The 23871-nt window shown below is 49.0% G+C and carries 18 protein-coding genes; 7 read left to right on the top strand and 11 right to left on the bottom strand.

What is annotated here, in order from left to right; genetic code table 11:
• Positions 1 to 70 precede the first annotated feature (70 nt).
• Positions 71 to 1240: a vWA domain-containing protein gene (locus ACO0K2_RS03550; protein ID WP_423015785.1), complete on the top strand. Its 1170-nt coding sequence runs from the start codon at positions 71 to 73 to the stop codon at positions 1238 to 1240.
• Positions 1241 to 1344: 104 nt separating this feature from the next.
• Here ACO0K2_RS03550 and ACO0K2_RS03545 read toward each other — a convergent pair whose 3' ends face one another.
• Entirely contained in the window at positions 1345 to 2175 is an 831-nt protein-coding gene (locus ACO0K2_RS03545; RefSeq protein WP_423015783.1) for a response regulator, read from the bottom strand.
• Between the two features lie 154 nt (positions 2176 to 2329).
• Between ACO0K2_RS03545 and ACO0K2_RS03540 the strand changes: the two genes are divergently transcribed.
• Together ACO0K2_RS03540 and parC are read left to right on the top strand one after the other, a co-directional pair.
• Positions 2330 to 4321, top strand: a complete 1992-nt coding sequence (locus ACO0K2_RS03540; RefSeq protein WP_423015781.1) for a DNA topoisomerase IV subunit B — start codon at positions 2330 to 2332, stop codon at positions 4319 to 4321.
• Between the two features lie 81 nt (positions 4322 to 4402).
• Entirely contained in the window at positions 4403 to 6718 is a 2316-nt protein-coding gene (gene parC / locus ACO0K2_RS03535) for a DNA topoisomerase IV subunit A (RefSeq protein ID WP_423015779.1), read from the top strand.
• A 124-nt stretch (positions 6719 to 6842) separates the two neighbouring features.
• Here parC and ACO0K2_RS03530 read toward each other — a convergent pair whose 3' ends face one another.
• From ACO0K2_RS03530 to hutU, 7 genes are all read right to left on the bottom strand, one after another.
• Positions 6843 to 8495 (bottom strand): diguanylate cyclase, encoded by a 1653-nt coding sequence (locus ACO0K2_RS03530; RefSeq protein ID WP_423015777.1) that lies wholly within the window; start codon positions 8493 to 8495, stop codon positions 6843 to 6845.
• Positions 8496 to 8888 carry a response regulator gene (locus ACO0K2_RS03525; protein WP_423015775.1) on the bottom strand — a complete coding sequence of 131 codons (393 nt, stop codon included), beginning with the start codon at positions 8886 to 8888 and terminating at the stop codon, positions 8496 to 8498.
• A gap of 194 nt (positions 8889 to 9082) precedes the next feature.
• The gene (locus ACO0K2_RS03520; RefSeq protein WP_423015773.1) at positions 9083 to 12769 is read right to left on the bottom strand and encodes a DUF748 domain-containing protein; all 3687 of its coding nucleotides are present in this window, start codon (positions 12767 to 12769) and stop codon (positions 9083 to 9085) included.
• 150 nt (positions 12770 to 12919) lie between these two features.
• On the bottom strand, positions 12920 to 14131 hold the full coding sequence (gene hutI / locus ACO0K2_RS03515; protein WP_423016159.1) for an imidazolonepropionase: 1212 nt from the start codon (positions 14129 to 14131) through the stop codon (positions 12920 to 12922).
• 5 nt (positions 14132 to 14136) lie between these two features.
• Complete coding sequence (locus tag ACO0K2_RS03510; RefSeq protein WP_423015771.1) at positions 14137 to 14742, bottom strand: HutD family protein; 606 nt, start codon at positions 14740 to 14742, stop codon at positions 14137 to 14139.
• Between the two features lie 30 nt (positions 14743 to 14772).
• On the bottom strand, positions 14773 to 16314 hold the full coding sequence (hutH, locus tag ACO0K2_RS03505) for a histidine ammonia-lyase (protein ID WP_423015769.1): 1542 nt from the start codon (positions 16312 to 16314) through the stop codon (positions 14773 to 14775).
• Between the two features lie 78 nt (positions 16315 to 16392).
• Positions 16393 to 18096, bottom strand: coding sequence for a urocanate hydratase (gene hutU, locus ACO0K2_RS03500; protein ID WP_423015767.1), 1704 nt, complete (start codon positions 18094 to 18096; stop codon positions 16393 to 16395).
• Positions 18097 to 18306: 210 nt separating this feature from the next.
• Here hutU and hutC point away from each other — a divergent pair, with 210 nt between their 5' ends.
• From hutC to ACO0K2_RS03480, 4 genes are all read left to right on the top strand, one after another.
• On the top strand, positions 18307 to 19020 hold the full coding sequence (gene hutC / locus ACO0K2_RS03495; protein ID WP_423016157.1) for a histidine utilization repressor: 714 nt from the start codon (positions 18307 to 18309) through the stop codon (positions 19018 to 19020).
• A gap of 204 nt (positions 19021 to 19224) precedes the next feature.
• Positions 19225 to 19422: a hypothetical protein gene (locus tag ACO0K2_RS03490; protein WP_422991286.1), complete on the top strand. Its 198-nt coding sequence runs from the start codon at positions 19225 to 19227 to the stop codon at positions 19420 to 19422.
• A 74-nt stretch (positions 19423 to 19496) separates the two neighbouring features.
• Positions 19497 to 20201, top strand: coding sequence for a DUF2242 domain-containing protein (locus ACO0K2_RS03485; protein ID WP_423015765.1), 705 nt, complete (start codon positions 19497 to 19499; stop codon positions 20199 to 20201).
• Positions 20202 to 20218: 17 nt separating this feature from the next.
• Positions 20219 to 20428: a DUF3820 family protein gene (locus tag ACO0K2_RS03480; RefSeq protein ID WP_186911909.1), complete on the top strand. Its 210-nt coding sequence runs from the start codon at positions 20219 to 20221 to the stop codon at positions 20426 to 20428.
• 184 nt (positions 20429 to 20612) lie between these two features.
• Here the strand turns inward: ACO0K2_RS03480 and ACO0K2_RS03475 are convergent, their stop codons facing one another.
• From ACO0K2_RS03475 to ACO0K2_RS03465, 3 genes are all read right to left on the bottom strand, one after another.
• Positions 20613 to 21017 carry a hypothetical protein gene (locus ACO0K2_RS03475; RefSeq protein ID WP_423015763.1) on the bottom strand — a complete coding sequence of 135 codons (405 nt, stop codon included), beginning with the start codon at positions 21015 to 21017 and terminating at the stop codon, positions 20613 to 20615.
• Positions 21018 to 21197: 180 nt separating this feature from the next.
• Positions 21198 to 22010 (bottom strand): SAM-dependent methyltransferase, encoded by an 813-nt coding sequence (locus tag ACO0K2_RS03470; protein WP_423015761.1) that lies wholly within the window; start codon positions 22008 to 22010, stop codon positions 21198 to 21200.
• Between the two features lie 33 nt (positions 22011 to 22043).
• Positions 22044 to 23867, bottom strand: a complete 1824-nt coding sequence (locus ACO0K2_RS03465; RefSeq protein WP_423015759.1) for a diguanylate cyclase — start codon at positions 23865 to 23867, stop codon at positions 22044 to 22046.
• Between the last annotated feature and the right edge of the window lie 4 nt (positions 23868 to 23871).

The raw sequence follows: 23871 nt of genomic DNA, 5'->3' as shown, positions 1-23871 counted from the left end.
ACACCGACGAAGAAACAGTCTACGGGTACCCGATAAGTTCTCGTACGATGTTTTTTGGAGACTGAATGACATGCTGATCGATTTTTTCTTCACCTTAAAAGACGCCAAAATTCCGGTGTCCATCAAAGAATTTCTCATGCTTCTTGAGGCCTTAGAAAAAGGCTTGATCACCATGTCGCTCGACGATTTTTACTTCCTCTCCCGCACCATTATGGTGAAAGATGAAGCGCACTACGATAAGTTCGACAAGGCGTTTGGCCTTTACTTCAAAGGCATCGACACCATTTTTGAAAAGCATCCCGAAATACCACTGGATTGGCTCACGAAGCGACTTGAGCGGGAACTGACCGATGAACAAAAGGCCGCGATCGAAAAATTTGGCTACGACAAATTGATGGATCGTCTCAAGGAACTCCTGAAAGAGCAAAAGGAACGCCACGAGGGCGGCAGCAAATGGATAGGCACCGGTGGCACCTCTCCCTTTGGCAATGGTGGCTCCAATCCCGAGGGCATCCGTATTGGCGGCAAAGGTGGCAACCGCAGTGCCGTCAAGGTATGGGAAGAACGATCATTCAAAGATTATGATGCAGAACGTGAACTAGGCACACGTAACATCAAAGTTGCGTTACGTCGTCTGCGCAAATTTGCTCGTCAAGGGGCAGAAGAAGAATTGGCATTGGATGCGACCATCAAAGCGACAGCCAATAACGCGGGCTACCTCGATATCAAGATGCAACCCGAGCGGAAGAACAACATCAAGGTACTGATGTTGCTCGATGTCGGCGGCACCATGGATGACCATATCGCCCAAACCGAAGAGTTATTTTCGGCGGCGAAAACAGAATTTAAAAATATGGAATTCTTTTATTTCCACAACTGTGTCTATGACTACTTGTGGAAAAACAATCGCCGACGCCATGCGGAAAAATTTCCGACATGGGACATTTTGCGAAAATACCCTGCCGATACCAAGCTGATCTTTGTCGGCGATGCCACGATGAGCCCCTACGAAATTTTACAACCAGGTGGGTCTGTCGAGTACAACAACGAGGAAGCGGGCGCAGTGTGGCTGCAACGCTTTGCAAGCACTTTCCCCAAATACATTTGGCTCAATCCCGAACCAGAGGGCTTGTGGCAGTATCGTCAATCCATTTCTGTTGTCCGGCAAATCATGAGTAATCGCATGTTTCCGGTCACTATCGAAGGACTAGAGCGTGGGATGCGCTTGTTGAGCAAATAGCCCTCTCCCCTGCTGACCTCCAGCACAGAACAGAGAGAGGTGGTCAGCGAGCCGGACTGCTCAATATCGTGCCGGCCATGCTGCATCGTTAGCTGCTCAGGCGCTTAGTTACTGAGTTGTAGATATTTTTTGAGCGTCCGAATCAATACACGTCGTGACAGCGGCTTGACGAGAAATCCAGAGCACTTCACTCGTTCAGCAAGCGTGGTTTGATACACGAAGGATTTATCGATCAGCAAAATGACTGAGGTCTTAAAACCATCATTCTGCTTTTTTAACCCATCACATAAGCGGTAAGGATCGACGTTGGGCGTTGAAGTATTAATCAGCGTTAATGCGTGCTGATTGTTTCTATCAAGCAACAATGCACTTCGCTCATCAGAAGCGAGGGTGACGCTAATACCGTAGGGGTCCATGACCGCCGCCACATATTCCCGGAAGTGTGTGTCCTTGTCGACGACTAAAATACCGCCCTTAGCGACCGGTTGCCGGCGCATACGGTCATAGACCATCGGGTCAGTTAGGTCGAAGTCCAACCGTTTTTCACGACGGCGCTCATGGACCGTCAGCGGTGCGTGGGCGCTTAAAGTGGTCAGTAAGAGCTCACGTTTACCGACAAGATCATCGAGCACGTCGAAGATTTTGCGCCAACGGATTGGTTTTGACATTGTCTGGTAAGGTAACGGCACATCTGTTTTACCAATTAACAACACAGGTTGTGCTTCACCAGGATTTAAATCTGATAAAGTCGCCAACGCAGACAATTGATCAGCGTTAACAATGTACATATCGGGGTCTTGCACAGAACCCGGCATGAGACACGTATAGCTGTAACCCTTCTCGCGCGCGACAGCGAGCACTGCGAAAAAAGTTTCTTCCTCTTTGGCGGAAAATCCAAGCAGTCGGATTGCGATCGTTGGAGTTTTTTGTGACATCGTTTATCCATCAACTCATTGCAGCTACAATAGCTGTCAAACGTACGAAAGAATACATTGAAATCATGTACTCATACATTGAAATTGTGTCCTATTGACAAAAACATTGCAAAATATCATTACATTTTAACCAAAACAACAATTTTCTATTTGCATGGCCACTAAAAAAAACACTTCCCCGTCGGACTATAGCGAATCGTCCATCCGCGTCTTAAAAGGCCTGGAGCCGGTCAAACAACGACCTGGCATGTACACAAGAACCGAGAACCCATTACATATCATTCAGGAAGTGATTGATAACGCTTCTGATGAGGCGTTGGGCGGTCACTGTAAGAATATTCTTGTCACCATTAACACCGACAACAGCGTGACCGTTGAAGATGATGGTCGTGGCATTCCAGTTGGTTTGCATCCAGAAGAAGGCGTACCCACCGTTGAGATCGTCTTTACCCGCCTCCATGCTGGCGGTAAGTTTGATAAGGGGTCTGGCGGTGCATACGCGTTCTCGGGTGGTTTGCACGGCGTTGGCGTCTCTGTCACCAATGCATTGTCCAAACGCCTTGAAATCACTGTCTGGCGTGAAGCCGGCTTGCATCAGCTCACTTTCGCCGACGGCGACGTGATCGAACCACTCCGCAGTCAGCCTCTAGGACGCGGCGACAAAAAGAACGGCACACGGGTCAGCATTTGGCCAGACGCGAAATACTTTGATTCTGCCAACATCCCCTTTGCCGAACTCCAACGCTTATTGCGTTCAAAAGCAGTTTTACTGCCCGGCGTCAAAGTCACCCTCACCAATGCAAAAACGGGTGAGAGCCAAACCTGGCAATACGATCAAGGGTTGCGCGGTTACTTGACGGAAGCGCTTGCGCAATCGTCGCACGGCGAACCACTCATTCCGTTGTTTGAAGGCGAACAATTTGCCACCTCCGACAGCGAAGGCTTTGCTGAAGGCGAAGGTGCATCTTGGGTGGTTGCGTGGACCGAAGATGGCAACGTCGTCCGCGAATCCTATGTCAATCTGATTCCAACACCCGCCGGCGGTACTCATGAGTCTGGCCTGCGGGAGGGCTTGTTCGGGGCAGTAAAGAGCTTTGTCGAAATGCATTCCCTGCTCCCCAAGGGTGTCAAGCTCTTACCTGAAGACGTCTTTGCGCGCGTGTCGTTCGTACTTTCCGCCAAGGTACTGGACCCACAATTTCAGGGACAGATTAAAGAGCGCCTCAATTCACGCGATGCGGTTCGCTTGGTGTCGTCGTTCACGAAACCACCACTTGAGCTATGGCTGAACTCCCATGTTGAACATGGCAAAAAGCTCGCCGAACTCGTCATCAAACAAGCACAATCACGTTTGCGTTCGGCGCAAAAGGTAGAGAAAAAGAAATCCTCCGGTGTTGCCGTCTTGCCTGGCAAACTAACCGATTGCGAATCCAACGATATCACCCGCAATGAATTGTTCTTGGTCGAAGGTGACTCTGCAGGTGGTTCTGCGAAAATGGGGCGCGATAAAGAATTCCAAGCAATCTTGCCGTTACGAGGAAAAGTTCTCAATTCATGGGAATCGGAGCGTGACCGCCTGTTTGCCAACAATGAGATCCACGATATTGCTGTCGCGATCGGTGTGGACCCGCATGGCCCCAACGACAATCCAGATTTAAGCAATCTGCGCTACGGAAAAATTTGCATTCTGTCTGATGCGGACGTCGATGGCTCACACATTCAGGTCTTGTTACTCACCTTATTTTTCAAGCATTTCCCACAGCTTATTGCGCGCGGTCACATCTGCGTGGCACGACCACCACTGTTCCGTGTGGACGCGCCTGCACGCGGCAAAAAACCAGCACAAAAAATCTATGCGTTGGATGCAGGTGAATTGACGGCAATTGAAGACAAGCTGCGCAAAGATGGCGTGAAAGACGGTGCGTGGTCCATTTCCCGCTTTAAAGGTCTCGGTGAGATGAACGCCGGACAATTATGGGAAACCACCATGAATCCAGATACACGTCGCTTATTGCCTGTCTCACTGGGAGAGTTTGACCAAGAATTTTCCGAAGGAAGATTCAATATGCTCATGGGTAAAGGCGAAGCTGCTGCACGCCGCTCATGGATCGAAGAACACGGCAATGCAGTGGAAGCGGACATCTAATTAACAGATTCCTCCATCTCGATCTGCCACGGTGGATGAGATGAATGACCACTGACTATCAGTTTTACAACATTAAACACTATGAGCGAACAAGCGAATTTATTTGAACAAGTACCACCGCCAAGTGATGGAGAAGCACTAACACTGGCTACCTTTGCGGAACGAGCCTATCTTGACTATGCGATTTCGGTCGTCAAAGGACGGGCGTTACCGGATGTCTGTGATGGTCAAAAGCCAGTTCAGCGGCGCATTCTGTACGCGATGAATGAACTGGGCCTGAATTCGACGGCGAAACCCCGTAAATCGGCGGCCGTCGTGGGTGATGTGCTCGGTAAGCTCCATCCACACGGTGACCAGTCCGTTTATGACGCCTTGGTGCGGATGGCACAGGACTTCTCTTTACGTTACCCACTGATCGATGGTCAGGGTAACTTCGGTTCACGCGATGGCGACGGTGCTGCAGCGATGCGGTACACCGAAGCCCGTTTAACACCGATCTCCCGGTTATTGATGGATGAAATCGATCAGGGCACGGTTGATTTTCAACCAAACTACGATGGCACGACCGAAGAGCCTAAGCTCCTGCCAAGTCGACTGCCATTTGTGTTACTCAATGGCGCATCTGGTATTGCTGTGGGTTTAGCGACCGAGATTCCATCACACAATCTGACCGAAGTAGCGAAAGCGGCCGTTGCACTGATCCGTAATCCGGCATTAAAACACGCTGAATTAATGGAAATGATTCCCGGACCAGATTTCCCGGGGGGCGGTCAAATCATCACGCCCGCATCAGCGATCGCCGAGATGTACGCTTCAGGACGCGGCAGCATGAAAGTGCGTGCACGCTGGAAAATTGAAGAAATGGCACGCGGACAGTGGCAAGCCGTTGTCACCGAGCTCCCTCCAGGTACGTCGTCACAGAAGGTACTGGAAGAAATCGAAGAACTCACGAATCCAAAGATTAAAGCGGGTAAGAAAACCCTCTCTCCAGAGCAGATCTCACTCAAACAAGTCATTTTATCGGTGCTCGACACCGTTCGTGACGAGTCTGGCAAAGATGCGCCAGTACGCTTGGTATTAGAGCCTAAGTCGAAAAACCAAGACCAGACGGAATTTATGCAGATGTTGCTGGCGCATACGTCGCTAGAAACGTCCGCTTCCATTAATCTGGTGATGATTGGTGGCGATGGTCGCCCACGTCAGAAAGGCTTGTTAGAGATTCTGAGCGAGTGGATTGCCTTCCGCTTTGCGACCGTGACACGTCGTACACAGTTCCGTCTGAAAAAAGTGGATGATCGTATCCACATCCTCGAAGGACGTGAAGCAGTTCTACTCAACATCGATGAAGTGATTCGCATCATCCGCGAATCTGATGAGCCAAAACCAGCACTGATTCAAGCATTCCGTCTGTCTGATCGTCAGGCAGAGGACATTCTGGAAATTCGCTTGCGTCAATTAGCTCGTCTGGAAACCATCAAAATCCAGCAAGAACTGGCTGAACTGCGTAAAGAAAAAGCCACACTGCATGACCTGCTGGATAATCCGGCATCCATGAAGAAAATGCTGATCAAGGAGATCGAGACCGATGCCAAACAATACGGCGACGCACGTCGGACCGTCATTGAAGAGGCGGCGCGTGCATCGGTCGAGCAAAAGGTGATCGATGAACCTGTCACGGTGGTGATTTCTGAAAAAGGCTGGGTTCGCGCACGGACCGGTCATGGCCATGAAGCTGGGCAATTCACCTTCAAAGCGGGTGATAGCCTCTATGGCACGTTTGAATGCCGTACAGTTGATCATTTACTCGTATTTGGCTCCAATGGTCGCGTCTACTCTGTCGCCGTCTCTGCATTGCCAGGGGCACGTGGCGATGGGGTACCGATTACCACGCTGATTGACCTTGCGAGTGGTAGCAAAATATTGCATTACTTTGCTGGTCCAAACGACACTGGTCTCCTACTCGCCTCGACAGCGGGTTATGGATTCAGTGCCAAAGTAAGCGACATGGTCGGTCGTATGAAAGCAGGCAAAGCGTTTATGACGCTGGAGGAAACAGACTTGCCGCTGGCACCCGCCGTGATTAGCGACGATGCCAGTGCCGTTGCTTGTTTATCGGAAAAAGGACGCTTGCTGGTGTTCGGCCTCAACGAGATCAAACAACTCTCCAGTGGTGGACGTGGTGTGATCTTGATGGAGCTGGAAGACAAAGAAAAACTGCTTGCTGCCCAAGCGATCAGCCAAAAAGGTGTCAAGGTCTCAGGCATCGGTCGCGGTGGAAAAGCGCAGGAAGTCAATCTGAGTGCGTCCGGTCTGAGTATTCACATCAACAAGCGTGCGCGTAAAGGGAAGCCGCTGGAATCGAAATTAAAACCAAGCAGCTTGCAAAAAATAAGTTAATGCAAGAATCAATGGAATCACTGATCAAGTTACCGATCAGTGCATTCATTGAAAATCAAACGCAAAAATAAAAAACCCGTTCTATAAACGAACGGGTTTTTTTATTGAGATCCGTGTCAGGACGTCATGCCAAGGTAATTCTATTACGACCGCTTTGCTTAGACACATACATCGCCGCATCAGCGACTTCAAATAATTCATCCGCATCCGTTGTCGCCTCAAGATCCGCAACACCACCAGAGAACGTGACAGAAAACTCGACGTCATCCGAATGCTGACGAATTTTAGCGAAGGCGATGCGCACCTGATCAAGCACGCGACGAGCCGTCGTTGCCGTCGTATCTGGGAAAATAATCGCAAATTCTTCGCCACCATAACGACCAACGATATCGCTACGACGTAGCCGTTGACGCAATAACCGAGCAAGCGTTCGCAGCACCTGATCGCCTGTCGCATGACCATAACTATCGTTGATTTGTTTAAAGTTATCCAAATCAATCATCGCCAGCGCCAAATGCGCTCCATTACGTCCAGCCTGTAAAATTTCAGACGCTAACTGTTCTTTGATTGCTGTATGGTTGAATAAACCGGTCAAACCATCCCGCATGATCAATGCTCGTAGTGAACGATAACGCTCCGCCCTCGTCGAGATAGAAGAAATCAAATACTCAGGTGCCACTGGTTTGGTAATGAAATCATCTGCCCCGGCACGGACGGCATCGAGTTGTTTGGTAAGGTCAGCCTCACTAGACAAAAAGACAATCGGCACATCAACGTAAGAATTATCCTGGCGTATTAAGTGCGACAATTCAACGCCACTGCAGATCGGCATATACACATCGAGTAGCAATAATTCGGGACGAAAATCTGTCATTACCGACAGCACTTGTGAGGGATCGCTCAGCAAACGGACATTCATGCCTGCATCGCGCAAGATTGCACCGTAGAACTTGGACGTGACGGTATCGTCGTCAACAATCAGGATACGATATCCCTTGTATTCGCCACGGTGGAGGATATTATCAATACGCTCAGTAACAGCAACCACATCGACTGGCTTCGTAAAATAACCATCGCCTTTGGCGCGAACCGCTAATAAACGCGATTCAAAGCTACTGGATTTCGACACAAAAATCGTTGGGATACGTAAACGTTGTAGTTGTTCGATTTTTTTGATTTCATCAACACCCGCAATTTTCCCCTCAGGAAAACTAAGCTCAATGACGATCACGTCTGGCCTGCGCATCGCTACAGCGACTGCGAGATCTTTTAATTGTGGAATCCGTTTGACTTCATAGCCAAAATGCTCGAGCTGCGTTGTGATCGCCTGTTGCTGCTCATTATCTTCATCGACGAGATAAATCAAACTAGAAGGATGATCCGCCTCTTCAAATTCAAGATCATCTTCAGGCTCTTGCGCTTCATGCATTGACATTTTTGCCAGACGACCACGCGTCGACACAAAATAGTCGCGCAATTCGTCGGCAAATGCTTTTAACTCGTGATCTGGTGGACAATCAGAAACCAACCAAGGTTTGAGTTTCGATTCAAATACACGTGCTTGCTCACCAAGCTCGACGAAGCCAAACGTACCTGCAGATCCTGCCATCGTATGCAAATGTCGATGTAGCACACTCAGTGCATCTTTGTTGGTCGGATGACTTTGAAAGGCTTCTAATGCCTCAATGATTTCATCGAATTTAGACGGCAATTTTTGTAAAAAAACAGCTTCGAGCGCGCGCAGTTTTTCTTGCAACGTGTCATTTTTTTCAGTCATCTACGGCCTTTCCTGCCAAAGTTTCAACACTTGGGTTGATAACTCCATAGGATCAAATGGTTTAGCGATCACACCAATCGCACCCAACGATTTGTAATATTCCAGTTCAGAGGATTGTACTTTTGCTGTCATAAACATGACCGGCGTTGCTGCGGTTGTTGGGAGCTTTCGCAATTCAGCCAACGTCGTCGGACCATCCATATTGGGCATCATGACATCTAGCAGCAATAAATCAGGCACAAAACCACCTTGGATTTCAGCCAACGCCTGAGTGCCAGAACTACATGTTTTTAATGCAAACCCACCGACAATTTCTAAAGCAATCTGTGCCACCGTCTGAATATCTGGATCGTCCTCAACGTATAAAATATTGGCCAAATTTGCTGATGCCATTGCCTCTCCCCAAACAGTAAAGTCTCATTGATGTCCTCAGGATAAATCAAGACGCATCCCAAAACAACATCAATTACATGCTAGTAACAAAAACGAACGAAGCACAGCAACAACTCTTGCCTGTTTAATCATGAACTTTCTTTAGGTAAAAACTACCGCGCGCTTCGCCACCTTGCCGCTCTTTGTCGGCGCCTTTATTTCAACGAAAAGTCAACGCGATTGGGCTTACCTTGATCTTTAATATCACTTCCATCGAGTTTCGGCGCAATCAAAAACAAGCGATCGCGGTCCACTTTTCCGTTCGTTTCAAGATAGTCTCTCACGACATCTTCACGCTTTTGTGCAAGGACACGAAGATCATCCGATGAAACCGGCAAATTCTTCAAAATCAAGGCTTCCGCTTGATCAGCCGGCAGCGTCTTCGTCAGACCAATCAGATTGCGCGGTTTATCGAATTTTTCGGACTGATACACCACTTGAACATATTTTGCGCGCTCTTCTGATGTTACTGTGACATCCTCCATTTTGATACTGCGATCTTTTTGATGTAGCTCACGCCATTTAGCATCACGTAACTTCGATGCTAAAAGAGACTGACGCACGCCATCACTATCAGTAACAGGATCAACACGACCAACGATGTCGAGTTTCAGGCTAGAACGATTGTTGAGTGCTTTAGCGAGCGTATCGAGTTTTTCTGTGGCACCCGGCGGCAGCACAGCTAATCCTGGATTGAATTCCACATAGGCTAATTGTTCACCGCCACCAAACATAGAACCCAGCAAGGCAAAAGGTGACGTTACCGCTTTGGTAATCAGATTCACAAAGACTTTGAAGATAATCCCACCAACAGAGAACTGAGGATCACTCAGAGATCCAGAAATCGGCAGATTGATGGCAATACGGCCCTGATTATCGCGCAACAAGGCAACGGCGAGCATCACTGGTAATTTCGTGACATTAGGTCCGTCGACATGCTCACCGAAGGTCAACTGATCAAGCGTGATGGAATTATCCGCTTTCAATTGCTGATTTTCGATGTGATAACTCACCTGCATAGAAAGCTTCCCTTTCTCAATCGGATACCCCGCATATTTCGCGGCATACGGCGTCAATCGCGTGAGTTCTAGACCGTTGGTACTTCCCGTGATATCCAAAAAGAGGGGTGAAGCAAGTGGATTCATCGCACCCGCGATCAGCAAGGGGGCGTCGTTATCGACATTACCGTGTAACTCGACATTGGCTGGCTGCGCGCTGTCGGGTGCAAGAAGACCGATGGTTCCGCTGACGTTGGTTAAATTGGCGTGATAATTCGGTTTGATGAAGTTATCGGTAAAGTTAATATTCCCGCTACGCAATTCCGTCTGCCCGATACGAATCAACTTCGGTTTTTTGACCGAAGTTGGGACCGAGGCAACTGCGACGTGTGCTGTCAATGTTGCATTTTCAGTCGTTTTATCCTGCGGCGTCTGCGGTACCGCGTTTGGCGTAGAAGACCCGCCCGCGGCCTTGTTGACCAAAATATGCTGGAGATTGAGTTGTGCTTTATCAGACAAGACGAGTCGTGCAAAGAAACGATCTAATGTGAGTTTCTTGATACTCAATGCGTCCTGTACACCCCCTATTTTTGTATCGATACCGTCGAGACCGATGGTTTTCCACTCCAGAAAATCATCATCACTTCCATTTTCGTATATTTTAAAATCATTGAAACTCACATTGCCGTTGTACGCAATCTGACGCTGGTCTTGCAACGCATCGCGAATATCGAACTTCCCTTTGGCAGAAGCGGTTCCTTTCGTAATCTCCACGTTCAACAACTGCGAGACATACGGATAGAACGATGCGACGGGTAAATATCGCGCATCCAGTGCCATCGTGATCTGTTTTAATTGCGGCGTCGCTTGGGCAGTCAGGTTGATTTGCCCTTGACGATTAATGTGTGACACCAAGTTCGCTTTGAACGGTTGGGACAGGTCGCTGCTGAAATGGGACAAGCCCATCGTGATCCCATTGGCCTTCAACTTCACGCTAGGGGTGACCGAGAGATCAGCAAATGCGACTTCGCTGTCGTTGAGATCGACTTGTCCAAGTTGAATTTTCCAACTTGGCGCGGCAGAGGCCTTTGTTGAGACCGTTTGATTACTTGCTGCTGGTGTACCACTCGCCAACCAGTGCTGAGGCGTCACGATGCCTTGCTGATCTCTTCTGATATCTGCCACTAATCCTTGCAATGTTACCGATGGCAGGGTGACGATGCGACTGTCTGTATCGACTTCGGCTTTATCGATGACGAGCGAAGCGAGGTCAATACGCCCTTCGTCTGACTTCCCTTGAACAAATGCATGGTGAAGATCAAGCGCCAACTCGCTGAACTGCAGTTGTCCTGGACTTGCTTGCAAATGGGTACTTGCATTGAGCTTACCATCGATTTTCGCGTGCAAAAAGGGAGCGACAAAGTTCTGGTAATGGGACAAATCAAGATTATTCAGTGCAACACTCCCTTTGACATGACCACTCAGCGCTTGCAGATCACCATCGAAATGGATTGTTTCTTCATCACTTGTAGCAAGGCTCAGTGCCACTGCCGCAGGCGGCGCATCATTGGCAGTGCTGATACCTTTGACCTGTAGATCAAGGTGCTGCAATTCAAGTTGCTGCTTTGGCTGTGCATGGACTTCATCGGCGATATGAATTGCCCCCTCCTGAATCTGAAAGGCTGCAATCGTGATCAGCGGAGACGTCTTCGCAGCGACCGGCGCAGTGGCTGTTGTTGCCCCCTTCTCTTGGGTGCTTGTCCCCTTCTTGCTGTTTTTTTGTGGTACTGAAGGACTAAGGTTCGCCCAGTTCAGCCCATTCTTTTTTGAAAAGTCGATCCACACTTGCGGTTGACGTACCCGTACTTGGGTCAGCTCTGCCGCCGCAGTTAACAGATTCAGTTGTTTAATCTGGGCATCTGCCTCTGAGAATGACAATAGATCAGCGGCATGCTGATCCTTCAGATCAACATCCTTAAGATGAATCTCCCCACTCAACAACACCTGTGCTTGTGGTTCACGTTTAAATTGCAAATCCAGTTTCGTCGTCAGTGTCGCTCGGGCAATTTGCACTGGGAGCGATGCTGGAAGGTATTCCACATACTGTGCCAGATTCAGTTGTTCAACATCCAGCGCCAAGGTCGTATCGAGACTTTTTGCAAATGGCTTAGCCCGCGCATTGAGAGCAAACCCTGCACCATTCAGTCGCCCAGATAATTGGGGGGAAACGAAGCTATCCAAGGTCTTTGGAAAGTTAGAAATAAAAGGAATACCAATTTGCAAATCAGTCACCTTAAAACGGGCGGCTTTGACTTGATCTTCGATTTCGATCACGCTGTCTTTTAACTGAATATTCGCCATCGCAAACCGAAAAGGCGTATCGCTCTTGGGCATCGCATCGATCTTGTCCAACATATCGCTAAAGTTGTAGACGCCCTTACCGTCTGCACTTAAACGTGTGATGTGTAAATCCGCCGCCGTGAGCTGCAACTCATCCAACACCAAGGCTTGATGGAATAAGGAACTCAAAGACACGCTAACAAGCAGTTCCTTTGCATCCAGTGCCAAAGATCGCTGATCTGCCTCGTACAGGCGAATTCCGTTGAGCGTTAGCGCTAGCTTGAACGGAGAGAAACTGATTCGATCAATTTCTAGCTTACGACCAATTTGTTGCTGTACTTGCTTCGTTGCCACGTCTTTGACATAGCCTGGCAGGAATGCCCAACTGACAAGAGCCAGCACGACGATGAGCGCAATGAACGCGCTGATATAACGAGTCAGATGCCAACGCTGCCAAAAAGAAGTGACGGGGCTGGTAGGCGATGTGGGGGTAGTGACTGTCACGGTAAACCTCAGAGCTTATTGATATTCATTTTTACCAACATTATACGACCGCAAAATTGATAAAAACGACAAACCTTGGCGAAGCTGAGTTAACAAATGTGAATTACAAATCAAAAATGACCGTCAAGATATCATCGACCGCCCGCCACGTTAGGTTAGGCATTTCCCAGAGACAACTTTCATATACAGGGGGTTGCCACCAATCAGATAAGAGAGATCGGCAGGTCGATCGATCTGCCACAAAACAAAGTCAGCGACCTTCCCCACCTCCAGCGTTCCCACTTCATCCAGAAGTCCTAAGGCACGGGCCGCATGACAGGTCGTGCCCTGCAAGGCTTCGAGAGGCGTCATTCTGAAGAGCGTTGACGCCATATTCATGGTGAGGAGTAAAGACGTCAATGGCGACGTCCCTGGATTGCAGTCCGTTGCTAAGGCAATGGGTACACCCGCTGCCCGAAGACCGGCCAAGGGTGGGTAGGTTGTTTCTCGCAAAAAGTAAAACGCGCCAGGCAACAAAACAGCGACCGTACCGGCCTCAGCCATGGCGGCGATACCCTCTTCAGTCAAATACTCCAGATGATCTGCGGACAAGCCATGGTATCGGGCAGTTAACGCAGCGCCGCCTTGATCCGACAACTGCTCCGCATGTAGTTTAACGGGTAATCCACACCGGTGTGCCGCCTGAAAAACCCGCTCTGTCTGTGCGGGACTAAATCCAATTTTTTCACAAAAGACGTCAACCGCATCCACCAAGCCCTCGGCAACGAGCGCTGGCAGCATGACATCACACACCTGCGCAATGTAGTCGTCTGGACGCCCAGCGAACTCTGGGGGCAATGCATGCGCTCCCAAAAAAGTGGTTTTGACACGCACTGGATACTCGCGACCGATACGACGTGCCACACGTAAAATACGTGCTTCTGTCTCCAGATCAAGGCCATAGCCAGACTTGATTTCCAAGGTTGTTACGCCCTCTGCGAGTAAATGCCGTAGCCGCGGCAGACATGCCTGCATCAACGCCTCTTCACTCGCCGCTCTTGTCGCATTCACGGTCGCCAAAATACCACCGCCGTTGCGCGCAATCTCTTCGTAGGCAACACCGTTTAAGCGGGCTTCGAACTCATTACTACGATTCCCTGCATATACCAGATGCGTATGACAATCAATGAGACCCGGCGTCACCCAACATCCCTGCCCGTCCCTCACTTCGTCGGCGGTGATTGACTCTGGTAGTGAAGCAGCCTCACCAAGCCACACAATCTTACCCGCATGAACAACCAGGGCGGCATCGCGTATTTCACCATACCCTACAGACATCGTCGCAAGGTGAATATTTTTCCAAATAGTATCGACGTGTGACATCGGCATTATCTTTCCGCTAAAAAGTGAATAGTGATCAGATATACCTCTGCATCCGTATGAGCAGAAAATTCCAACGTGACGCCTGTTCGCTCATGATCCTCTTCAAACAAAACCAAATCGCCTTGCGTGATAACCTCTCCCGAACGCAATACCGCTTCCCCATTGGCACAATATAAAAGTACCTGCTGTGCATCGGCGGCAGAAACGAAATGACTCCCCTCCCCCAAGCGTTGCATATGATGTTGGCATACGTCCCGTCGCGTCATCATATTGAGATCAACCACAGGATCATCAATGAGCGTCGCGTGAATAGGCATCTCGCCAGGAAAACGATGCGGCGCTGTTGTCCGTTCTAAGGTCACACTCTCTGTTGGAGCATGCGTACTCTCATCGGTATGCAAGACCAGTCCTGCGCCAGAGAGAATGGCCAAAGTGCGATCAATTTGAGAGAAATGCGAAAACGGCCCCGCCGTATTGACCGATGCCGTACTCAGTCGCCAGATAAAATGATCCAGCTTTGCATCCTCTGGAAAAATAGCGAGCTCGGTTGTACTACCACCGCCATTTTTCCATGGCATGGTACGGTAATCCTGTCGGGTCCATTTACGCATAGTCACTCAATCAAATAGCACATTCAATAATTAAGCCAAATATAAGTGCTGATACAGATGTTGGCACTGCGCACTTAATTGGCCGGAAACAACGAGGTCTTTGGCTGCCTCAATATCCGGCGCAAAGAAACGGTCTTTATCGTAAAACGCCACCTTCTCACGCAAGACCTTGTGCACTTGTGTCAACATCTCAGAGGTTTTGAGTGGTGCGTGGAAATCAACGCCTTGTGCCGCGGCAAGCAACTCAATACCGACGATGGTGGCGGTATTGTGTGCCATCTCGTGCAAACGGCGCGCACCAAACGTCGCCATACTGACATGGTCTTCTTGGTTGGCAGACGTCGGAATCGTATCAACACTCGATGGATGGGCATGCGATTTATTTTCCGATGCCAAGGCTGCTGCCGTCACATGGGCGATCATAAATCCCGAATTGAGCCCTGATGATGGAACCAAGAAAGGAGGCAGACCAGAGATCGATGCGTCAATCAACAAAGCAATACGACGCTCTGAAATAGAGCCGATTTCTGCAATCGCCAATGCCAAGGTATCGGCAGCGAAAGCGACAGGTTCCGCATGGAAGTTACCACCAGAAATGACTTCGCCCGTTTCAACAAAAACCAATGGATTATCTGTGACTGCATTCGCCTCAATCAGCAATGTGCGGGCAGCATTATTGATGATATCGAGACACGCCCCCATGACCTGGGGTTGGCAACGCAGGCAATAGGGATCTTGTACACGTTCATCATTGACCAAATGTGACAAGCGAATTTCGCTCCCTTTGAGCAGATCGCGATAAATCGCCGCCGTGGCGATTTGGCCTGGCTGACCACGACTGGTATGAATACGAGGATCAAACGGCGCATCACTCCCTTTGGCAGCATCAACGGAGAGCGCACCCGTAATGGTTGCCGCTTCCAATAAACGTTCTGCCAAGAACAAGCCATTCAGCGCTAACGCGGTCGATACTTGTGTGCCATTAATGAGTGCCAATCCCTCTTTCGCAGCCAATACCACTGGCGTAATACCAGCCTTCGCTAAGGCTTCTTTTGCTGGAACAAGTTGACCATTCACACGAACATCACCTTCACCCAACAACGCCAGCGTCATATGCGACAACGGCGCTAAATCACCCGATGCACCAACGGAACCTTTAACCGGAATCGTCGGCATGATCCCTGCGTTGTACATTGCAATCATGCTGTCGATGACTGAAGCTCGGATACCGGAAACACCTCTCGCCAAACTAGCAATTTTCATCGCAAGAATGAGGCGAACCACTTCATCAGCGATCAACTCACCGGATCCGACAGAGTGTGACAAGATCAGATTGCGCTGCAACAGCTCGAGTTGTTCGTCAGGAATGCGGGTCTTTGCAAGCTTACCAAAACCGGTATTGATTCCGTATGCCGCATCACCCTTCGCAACGATCTGATGAATGGTTGCCGCCGACGCGTTAATCCCATCGTACGCGGAAGGTGTCAATGCCAATGGTTGCGGCGCTGTCCAGATGGCCCGTAGATCCGACAAACTAAACGCGCCCGGATGAATTTCAAAATGTGTTGTCATGCTTGTTCTCTCAATTATTTCTTCATCAGTGCGACAGGATGTTGATTCAACCAAACACCCTATCATTGCTCTGAGGATTTATTTAATCATGGGTAAATGTAGACCTTCGCGATGTGCGCATGCAATGGCTTGCTCGTAACCCGCATCCGCGTGACGCATCACGCCCGAACCGCAGTCATTCACTAGCACACGCGCCAAACGCTTGGCGGCCGCCTCAGAGCCATCGGCAACGATGACCATACCCGAGTGCTGCGAGTACCCCATACCAACACCACCACCGTGATGCAAGGACACCCAACTCGCCCCTCCCGCTGTGTTCAATAGCGCATTCAACAAAGGCCAGTCTGAGACCGCATCGGTGCCATCTTTCATGCCTTCTGTTTCGCGGTTTGGACTCGCAACAGAGCCGGTATCCAAGTGGTCACGACCAATCACGATCGGTGCTTTGAGTTCGCCGTTTTTGACCATTTCATTGAATGCCAGGCCAGCAATATGGCGCTCGCCCAACCCTAACCAGCAGATCCGTGCTGGCAATCCTTGAAACGCGATCCGCTCACCAGCCATATCCAGCCATTTATGGACGCCTTTATTATGAGGAAAGAGTTCTTTGATTTTGGCATCCGTTTTACGGATATCTTCCGGATCACCTGACAATGCAACCCAGCGGAAAGGACCTTTACCGTCACAAAATAGCGGACGAATATACGCCGGCACAAAGCCTGGGAAATCAAAGGCGTTCTTCACGCCAGCATCGAAGGCAACTTGGCGGATGTTGTTGCCGTAATCGACCGTCGGAATACCCATCGCATGGAAATCCAAGAGTGCCTGAACATGCACCGCACACGCTTGCTGCGCGTCCGCTGTCAGTTTGGCGTGCTGACTCGCATCCTGTTGTGCCGCCTTCCATTGAGCGACCGTCCAGCCTATCGGTAAATAGCCATTAATCAGGTCGTGTGCAGACGTTTGATCCGTCACCATATCTGGTTTCATGCCGCCCGCTTTCGCGCGCTTGACCAGCTCAGGCAAGATTTCAGCAGCGTTGCCCAACAAGGCAATCGATACTGCTTCTTTACGGTCACAATGGTGTTTAATTAATGCCAACGCATCGTCGAGGTCTTTTGCTTGTTTGTCGACATAACGAGTGCGTAAGCGGAAATCGATACTGCTTTGTTGACATTCAATATTGAGCGATACCGCGCCTGCAAAACTCGCTGCGAGCGGTTGCGCACCGCCCATACCGCCGAGACCGGCTGTCAAAATCCAGCGACCACTCCAGTCACCGTTAAAGTGCTGACGTCCCGCTTCGGCGAACGTTTCGTAAGTCCCCTGAACAATTCCCTGTGTACCGATGTAAATCCAGCTGCCCGCCGTCATCTGACCGTACATGAACAAGCCTTGTCGGTCGAGTTCGTTAAAATGTTCCCAGTTAGCCCACTTGGGCACCAGATTGGAGTTAGCAATCAGCACACGTGGTGCGTCTTCATGCGTCTTGAACACGCCAACAGGCTTACCAGATTGAATCAATAAGGTTTCATCTTCGTTTAATTCTTTGAGTGACGCCAAAATTTGGTCAAAACATGCCCAGTTGCGAGCAGCGCGTCCAATACCGCCATAGACCACGAGATGTTTTGGATTTTCAGCCACTGCAGGGTCCAGATTATTCTGAATCATCCGGTAGGCAGCCTCTGCAACCCAGGTTTTACATACTTTTTCTGCACCTGTTGGCGCATGAATTACGCGGCTGGCATCCCAGCGGGGATCGTGTTGAAGCGTCGTTGTCATTTATCTCTCTCCTAGGATTGGCATCATCGTTCACATTGCTGTCATCGCTCATCCGACTTAGCGATATTCCATGCAAAACGCCCACGTTGACGTGTCGTCTTTATACCAACCAGACTTCAAAACGTTTTGCCTGCGGAAATTCTAAGTTGTATATACAACTTTTGCAAGCGGAATTTTAATGAGACAATATCTCGCTTACTCAATAGGATCATCGTGCCAAAAGCTCAATCACTATCCCCCGCCTTCCAGACCATTAAAGACTATCTGCTCAAGGAAATCCAGGCAGGAACTTGGAAAGAAGGCGATGCCATTCCCTCGGAAGCCATGCTAGCAGAGCAATTTGGTGTGTCGAGGATGACCGTCAACCGCGCAGTCCGGGAACTGACGAGCGAACAAATTCTCAACCGAATCCAAGGTTCGGGGACGTATGTTGCCCAGCAAAAATACCAAGCCACGCTGGTTGAGATTAAAAGTATCGCTGCTGAAATTCGGCTGCGAGGTCATGTACACCGCAGTGAATTGCACGTTTTAAAAGAAATTCCCGCTTCCGAGCAACTTGCGCAAGAATTTCATGTCAAAGCAGGACATCGCTTATTTCATTCGGTTATTGTGCATTTTGAAAACGACATGGCGATCCAGGTGGAAGACCGCTGGGTCAATTCCAGCGTGACGCCTGATTATTTAGTGCAAGATTTCAGTAGCATGACGCCCAATGAGTATTTGGTGGCTGTCGCGCCGCTCCAAGGGGTGGATTACAGTATTGAAGCCTTAATGCCCACCAAGCAAGTGGCAGAGATGCTGAGAATTTCAATGAAGGAGGCGTGCCTCGTTCTGCATCGGAAAACGCGCTCGCAAGGGAAAATTGCGACGATTGTAACGATGTGGCACCCAGGAACACGGTATCAGTTTGCGGGAAGTTTTTAAACCAATGACGATGTCCTGCTCTTTAACGATGAAATACGATAACAATCGGCCAACAACTGGAAACATGAAGCGCGTGACAACACGTTAGAATACGCACCTTAGAAGACACAAGAACACCCCGAGAGACAGCGAGCGACAAGAAGAACGTTGATGTCCATCGCTGTTGATCTGCATAAATAGCAACAATCCACCAGAAAGCACACCATGGCAAAGAAAAATGATATCGATCCAGAAACAGAAGCACTGATCGCTTGGTGTATCGAAGTAGAAGGTTTTTTGGTTGCTGGTGGCGCCACCGTCGCGCAAGCCCAAGACCACATTGAAGAGCAAATTGAGTGGTTCACCGATTTGTTCTTTGATGGATTAACACCAGAAGAGGCGGCCAAAGAAGCCTTGGCTTAACGTTGCTTCAGTATCCACAAAAGAAGTGAAGACGCCAACCCGCGCCTTTTTTATTACTTAGTTTAGATGAAACCATGTACCGTCGTCTTTTATTGATTCCCCTTGCTCTTTGTTTGTCTGGTCTGAGTGCCTGCTCGACCAACAAAACCACAGCACTCCAACATGAAGAATTTGGTGAAACCGGCGTATTTACTCGCAGCTACCCAGGAAACGAGCAAGCCGCCTGCGAAGCAGCACGACGTGCGCTACTCAGTCAGGGCTACGTCATTGGAGAATCGAAGCCAACCAATATCAAAGGTCGCCGTAAATATCAGCACGACGCAGACACCCATGCCGAAATCGAATTTAATGTGGTGTGTGTGCCTGATAGCAAAGGAAGTAACAGTAGCACTGTCTTTGCCAACGCGATTCGGGATCGCTATTCACTGAAGAAGAGCAACACATCTGCCAGTATCGGCGTCAGTGCGATCGGCTCCGTCTCATTACCATTCGGAACAACGGACGATTCGTTAGTCAAAGTCGCAAGTGAAACCATCGCTACAGGGCAATTTTATAATCAGTTTTTCGATCTGGTAGAACGCTACCTGGATGCGACGACTTATCCGAATGAACCTGACGCCGACAAAAAAGAAGTGGCCGATAAAGGGAGTAAAGCACCGCGTGTGACGAAAGATGCAGTGAGTGCCAGCATCTCTGATAAGAGCACGAGTACCGACAGTGAGGACGGCGTCACGTCACCCAAAGATCCCAAAAAATCAGATGACAATAAAAACGATTAACGATGTTTGAAAAAGCGATGCAGGCAGACGATTTACAGCGATTGCTGACGTTAAAAATGCCTTACGGAAAATACAAAGATAGATTGATCGGCGATTTGCCGGGACACTATTTGGGTTGGTTTGCGCGGGAAGGATTCCCTAAGGGTGAAATTGGACGGCTTCTGGAATTGATGTATGAAATCGACCATAACAACCTACGCGATCTACTCATCCCGCTAAGAAAATAAATGCCTCAAAAAAAACAGCGAACGACAATGCGTTCGCTGTTTTTTTCGGACGTTTCATTCAGAAATTTGAACTTTCGAACCTTCGAACTTCTGATGTTCTGATGTTCTGATGTTCTGATGTTCTGATGTTCTGATGTTCTGAAGTTCTGATGTTCTGAACATCGCTCGCTTAGCTCAATACTGATTACTTGAGTTCAGTCGCTGCTTTGTTTGTGTTCTTTTTGCCTGCAGCGGATGCAGGTAAAAATTTCATTGGATCATTCACACCTGCGGCATACGCTGTCACAACACTACGTTGACGCAGGCAGGAAGCGCTTAATACGGCAGCGTCAGACGCCGCAGAATTGACACAAACTTGCAGCTCTTTCACAGAGTCAAGTGGGATGCCTGCGGCAGCAGCAACAGAGATGATCGATTGTGGATTTGCACCACTAGCGACCAAGCTATCGACTGTCGCTTGCAAATTCGTTGTGCTTGTCAACGCACTGAAAATACCGTCAACCGACGTATCAACACCTTCAGCATAAGCAGCAGAAATACCACCTACCAAAGCCAGACTCACAACTGCACTTTTCAACAATTTATTCATGGTATCTCCTCAAAAGATCGGCAAGGCGACAAAATTGTCTTGCTCTTAGACATTTATTTTAATGAAGACCGATGTAAATAGAAAGCACAGATTTACAATTAAAAAGAAATAAATCATAGCAATTTCCGTACGGAAATTTTCTGATGCTTTCATGGTACAAGGGTGACACGCTACTGCAAGCTACGCAGCGCGCGATGCGTGAAGTGCATTCAGTTGATCGATCACTGCTTGATCTAATTGAAGTTCTTTTTCTGCTGGAATCACCAATGTCGTGTATTGCTTTAACGGCGTCCTTGGCAAATCACGTAATTTGATACGATCCGCCCTGATCTGCTCCAAGGGGTGCGTTGCCGCCTCATATAAAATCACTTCATGGTCTAAGGAATAGGTTTTTGCCAGCTTATCAGTGATGATTTGCAAATGGGCGGGCTCCGTGTCAAAACGCTTCATCGTCAGATCACCTGCAATGCCGATCTGCCAAACAATGAACATCGCTGAGGGATCAATCGTTCGCTGGTAGATCATGAACTGTGTGGCTTCCATCGATTGCATCCCACGCGTGCCAGGGTCCATACCCAGGTCCGCGACCAGACAATCCAACGCAGAAATACCGGGCTCCATATGAGCAGAAAACCCTTCTTTCCGGGCATCGGCAATCGCCATATGCGAGATACATGCAAAAATGCCCGGATGCCCATAAAACGCAGCGCACACGCGCTTGCCAGCGCGCACTTCTGTCAGGATGGTATCGGCCATGCGGCGATAGGTATCACGCCGCGTTTTCCCTTCGATTTTCGTTTCTTCATAATGACCATTGAGGCAGATGAAGTCTTTCGCAATCTCTTGCAACCATTGACGGGTGAATATATTCGGCACCGCCGCAATGACCACATCAAACGTTTCGATATAGCTTTTAGAAATCGGGGTCAATTGACCGGCCATGCGCATGCCGGTACCGACACACACGAGTTGTCCCGCTTGTTGAGTGGTCATAGGAAGGTGAGAGTGAGGTGAGTCGAACGGGGGTTATTCAAACACTGAGACACAATTTCGTCCCTCAGATTTAGACTTATACAGCGCCTTGTCCGCGCATTCCATCAATGCTTCAAAGCTGGCAATGCCATTGGTATCGATCGTCGCGATACCAAAACTGGCCGTCAATGGGAAACGAAATCCACTCGGCTCTGTGTCAATTGCCGCGATCGCTAAGCGACAACGTTCTGCAAGTTGCACCGCTACCTGCGTGTCTGCCGACGGCATACAGATCGCAAATTCCTCCCCACCGAGTCGACCAAATGTATCGCCTGCCCGCAATACCTCTTTGACAGCGAGGCATACGTTACGCAACACCCAGTCACCAGTAGGATGACCGAAGTTATCATTAATCCGTTTAAAGAAATCCATATCAAACAAAATCATGCTGACAGGCGCTGTGCGTTCGGCAACCGTCGTTGTACTGACTGTCATAAAATGACTACGGTTACTGATCTGTGTCAGCCCGTCTGTTTGTGCGTGACGTTTAAACAGATTTTTTTGCTGAATGACGCGCCACAGCCAGACGCCTGAGGCGAGCAACAAGATCGCTGCGAGGCCCACAAGCAATAACAACACTTCGTTATTCTTTTTTTCTAACTGACGCTCAAAAGAAAGCAGTTTATTTTTCTGTTCGAGCAGAGTCAGTTGATTTGCTTTGTCTTGCATATCAAACTGCGCCCGTTGATAGGCGATATTTTTTTGCAGCTGATCATCGAGCAGTTTATCTTTGAGCCCCATCGCCGCATTGGCAAATTCAAGTGCAGTAGAGAACTGCCCCTGTGCCTGCTTGATTTTCGACATTGTTTCATTCGACATCTCAAGCGCTTTGTCATATTTGGCATTGGTTGCGTTCTGCAATGCCTGCGCAGTCACCTTTTCTGCTTCAGCAAGTTTTCCCAAGTGCAGATAGCCGCGTCCCAGCGCTTCTTGAAGCTGGACCGTCGTTTCAGACACTTTTGTCGCGTTCGTATCATTTCCCAGCAAAGGAATAATCGACGTTACCCCTTTCTCGTACTCGCCCTGCCCGACTAAATCGATGGCGTACAGGGATTTAATGATGTAGGAGATAAAGGAACGACCATTGCTGTCACAGACGTTTAACGCAGGGGCAATCTTCTGTTTTGCTAAGGCGTGCTCACCTCTCAAAAAATGGATCTCCACTTGATTCGCCAGCCCATAACACTGCACGGACAGATCATCGTTCACACCTTTTAGCTCAAGCATACGTTCGGTATAGGCGTACGCTTCATCGTAGGCATGCAGCGAAATCAGCATGGATACCGCTGACTGCAGCGTCGAAATTTTTGCATTGACATCGGATAGCTTAGCAAGGAGCGAAATCCCCTCGTTCATCACTTTCAACGCATTTTCATATTGATTAAGCTCGGTATAAGCGGTTGACAGCTGATACAGGAACATCGACCGAATGTCGGGATCTGTCACCTTATTCAAATACGAATTCACCAGGGTGATCCGGTCAAGGTTACGTCCTTGTAAGCCCAGCGATGAGGACTTCAAGAGAAAAAACTTGGTCTCTTCTTGTTTGGTAAATTTGTCTTTTTGGCGTTCTAACGCAGAAAGCAGTTGATTGCTCTCTTGAGGGGATTTTCTTAACGCCGCCGCCGTTGCTTCAAGCAATTGGGCGATCGTTTGGGTATGTTGTTGCGCCTCAGACGCTGGAATGGCGGCGGGCAGTGGTGCGGGTGCAGCGAGAACCTCTGATACCAAGATGGAAGGCGCAAAAAAGAGAGCAAAGACGATCCAAACCCTTGCTCCCTGTTTTGTTACACGCTGAAAAAATTCGGCAAGTGCCAAAAAA

The organism is Undibacterium sp. MH2W, assembly GCF_049340215.1.
In the GTDB taxonomy this organism is placed as follows: domain Bacteria; phylum Pseudomonadota; class Gammaproteobacteria; order Burkholderiales; family Burkholderiaceae_D; genus Undibacterium.
The sequence above is the reverse complement of the archived record's forward strand: the minus strand, read 5'-3'. Positions and strand labels throughout refer to the sequence as shown.

What these genes read in the sequence shown, in the direction of transcription:
- ACO0K2_RS03525 (WP_423015775.1), bottom strand. Translation starts at nt 8,888, where the DNA reads ATGGCATCAGCAAATTTGGCCAATATTTTATACGTTGAGGACGATCCA.
- ACO0K2_RS03480 (WP_186911909.1), top strand. Translation starts at nt 20,219, where the DNA reads ATGCAGGCAGACGATTTACAGCGATTGCTGACGTTAAAAATGCCTTAC.
- ACO0K2_RS03545 (WP_423015783.1), bottom strand. Translation starts at nt 2,175, where the DNA reads ATGTCACAAAAAACTCCAACGATCGCAATCCGACTGCTTGGATTTTCC.
- hutI (WP_423016159.1), bottom strand. Translation starts at nt 14,131, where the DNA reads ATGTCACACGTCGATACTATTTGGAAAAATATTCACCTTGCGACGATG.
- hutH (WP_423015769.1), bottom strand. Translation starts at nt 16,314, where the DNA reads ATGACAACACATTTTGAAATTCATCCGGGCGCGTTTAGTTTGTCGGAT.
- ACO0K2_RS03540 (WP_423015781.1), top strand. Translation starts at nt 2,330, where the DNA reads ATGGCCACTAAAAAAAACACTTCCCCGTCGGACTATAGCGAATCGTCC.
- hutU (WP_423015767.1), bottom strand. Translation starts at nt 18,096, where the DNA reads ATGACAACGACGCTTCAACACGATCCCCGCTGGGATGCCAGCCGCGTA.
- ACO0K2_RS03530 (WP_423015777.1), bottom strand. Translation starts at nt 8,495, where the DNA reads ATGACTGAAAAAAATGACACGTTGCAAGAAAAACTGCGCGCGCTCGAA.
- ACO0K2_RS03550 (WP_423015785.1), top strand. Translation starts at nt 71, where the DNA reads ATGCTGATCGATTTTTTCTTCACCTTAAAAGACGCCAAAATTCCGGTG.
- parC (WP_423015779.1), top strand. Translation starts at nt 4,403, where the DNA reads ATGAGCGAACAAGCGAATTTATTTGAACAAGTACCACCGCCAAGTGAT.
- ACO0K2_RS03510 (WP_423015771.1), bottom strand. Translation starts at nt 14,742, where the DNA reads ATGCGTAAATGGACCCGACAGGATTACCGTACCATGCCATGGAAAAAT.
- ACO0K2_RS03475 (WP_423015763.1), bottom strand. Translation starts at nt 21,017, where the DNA reads ATGAATAAATTGTTGAAAAGTGCAGTTGTGAGTCTGGCTTTGGTAGGT.
- ACO0K2_RS03485 (WP_423015765.1), top strand. Translation starts at nt 19,497, where the DNA reads ATGTACCGTCGTCTTTTATTGATTCCCCTTGCTCTTTGTTTGTCTGGT.
- ACO0K2_RS03490 (WP_422991286.1), top strand. Translation starts at nt 19,225, where the DNA reads ATGGCAAAGAAAAATGATATCGATCCAGAAACAGAAGCACTGATCGCT.
- ACO0K2_RS03470 (WP_423015761.1), bottom strand. Translation starts at nt 22,010, where the DNA reads ATGACCACTCAACAAGCGGGACAACTCGTGTGTGTCGGTACCGGCATG.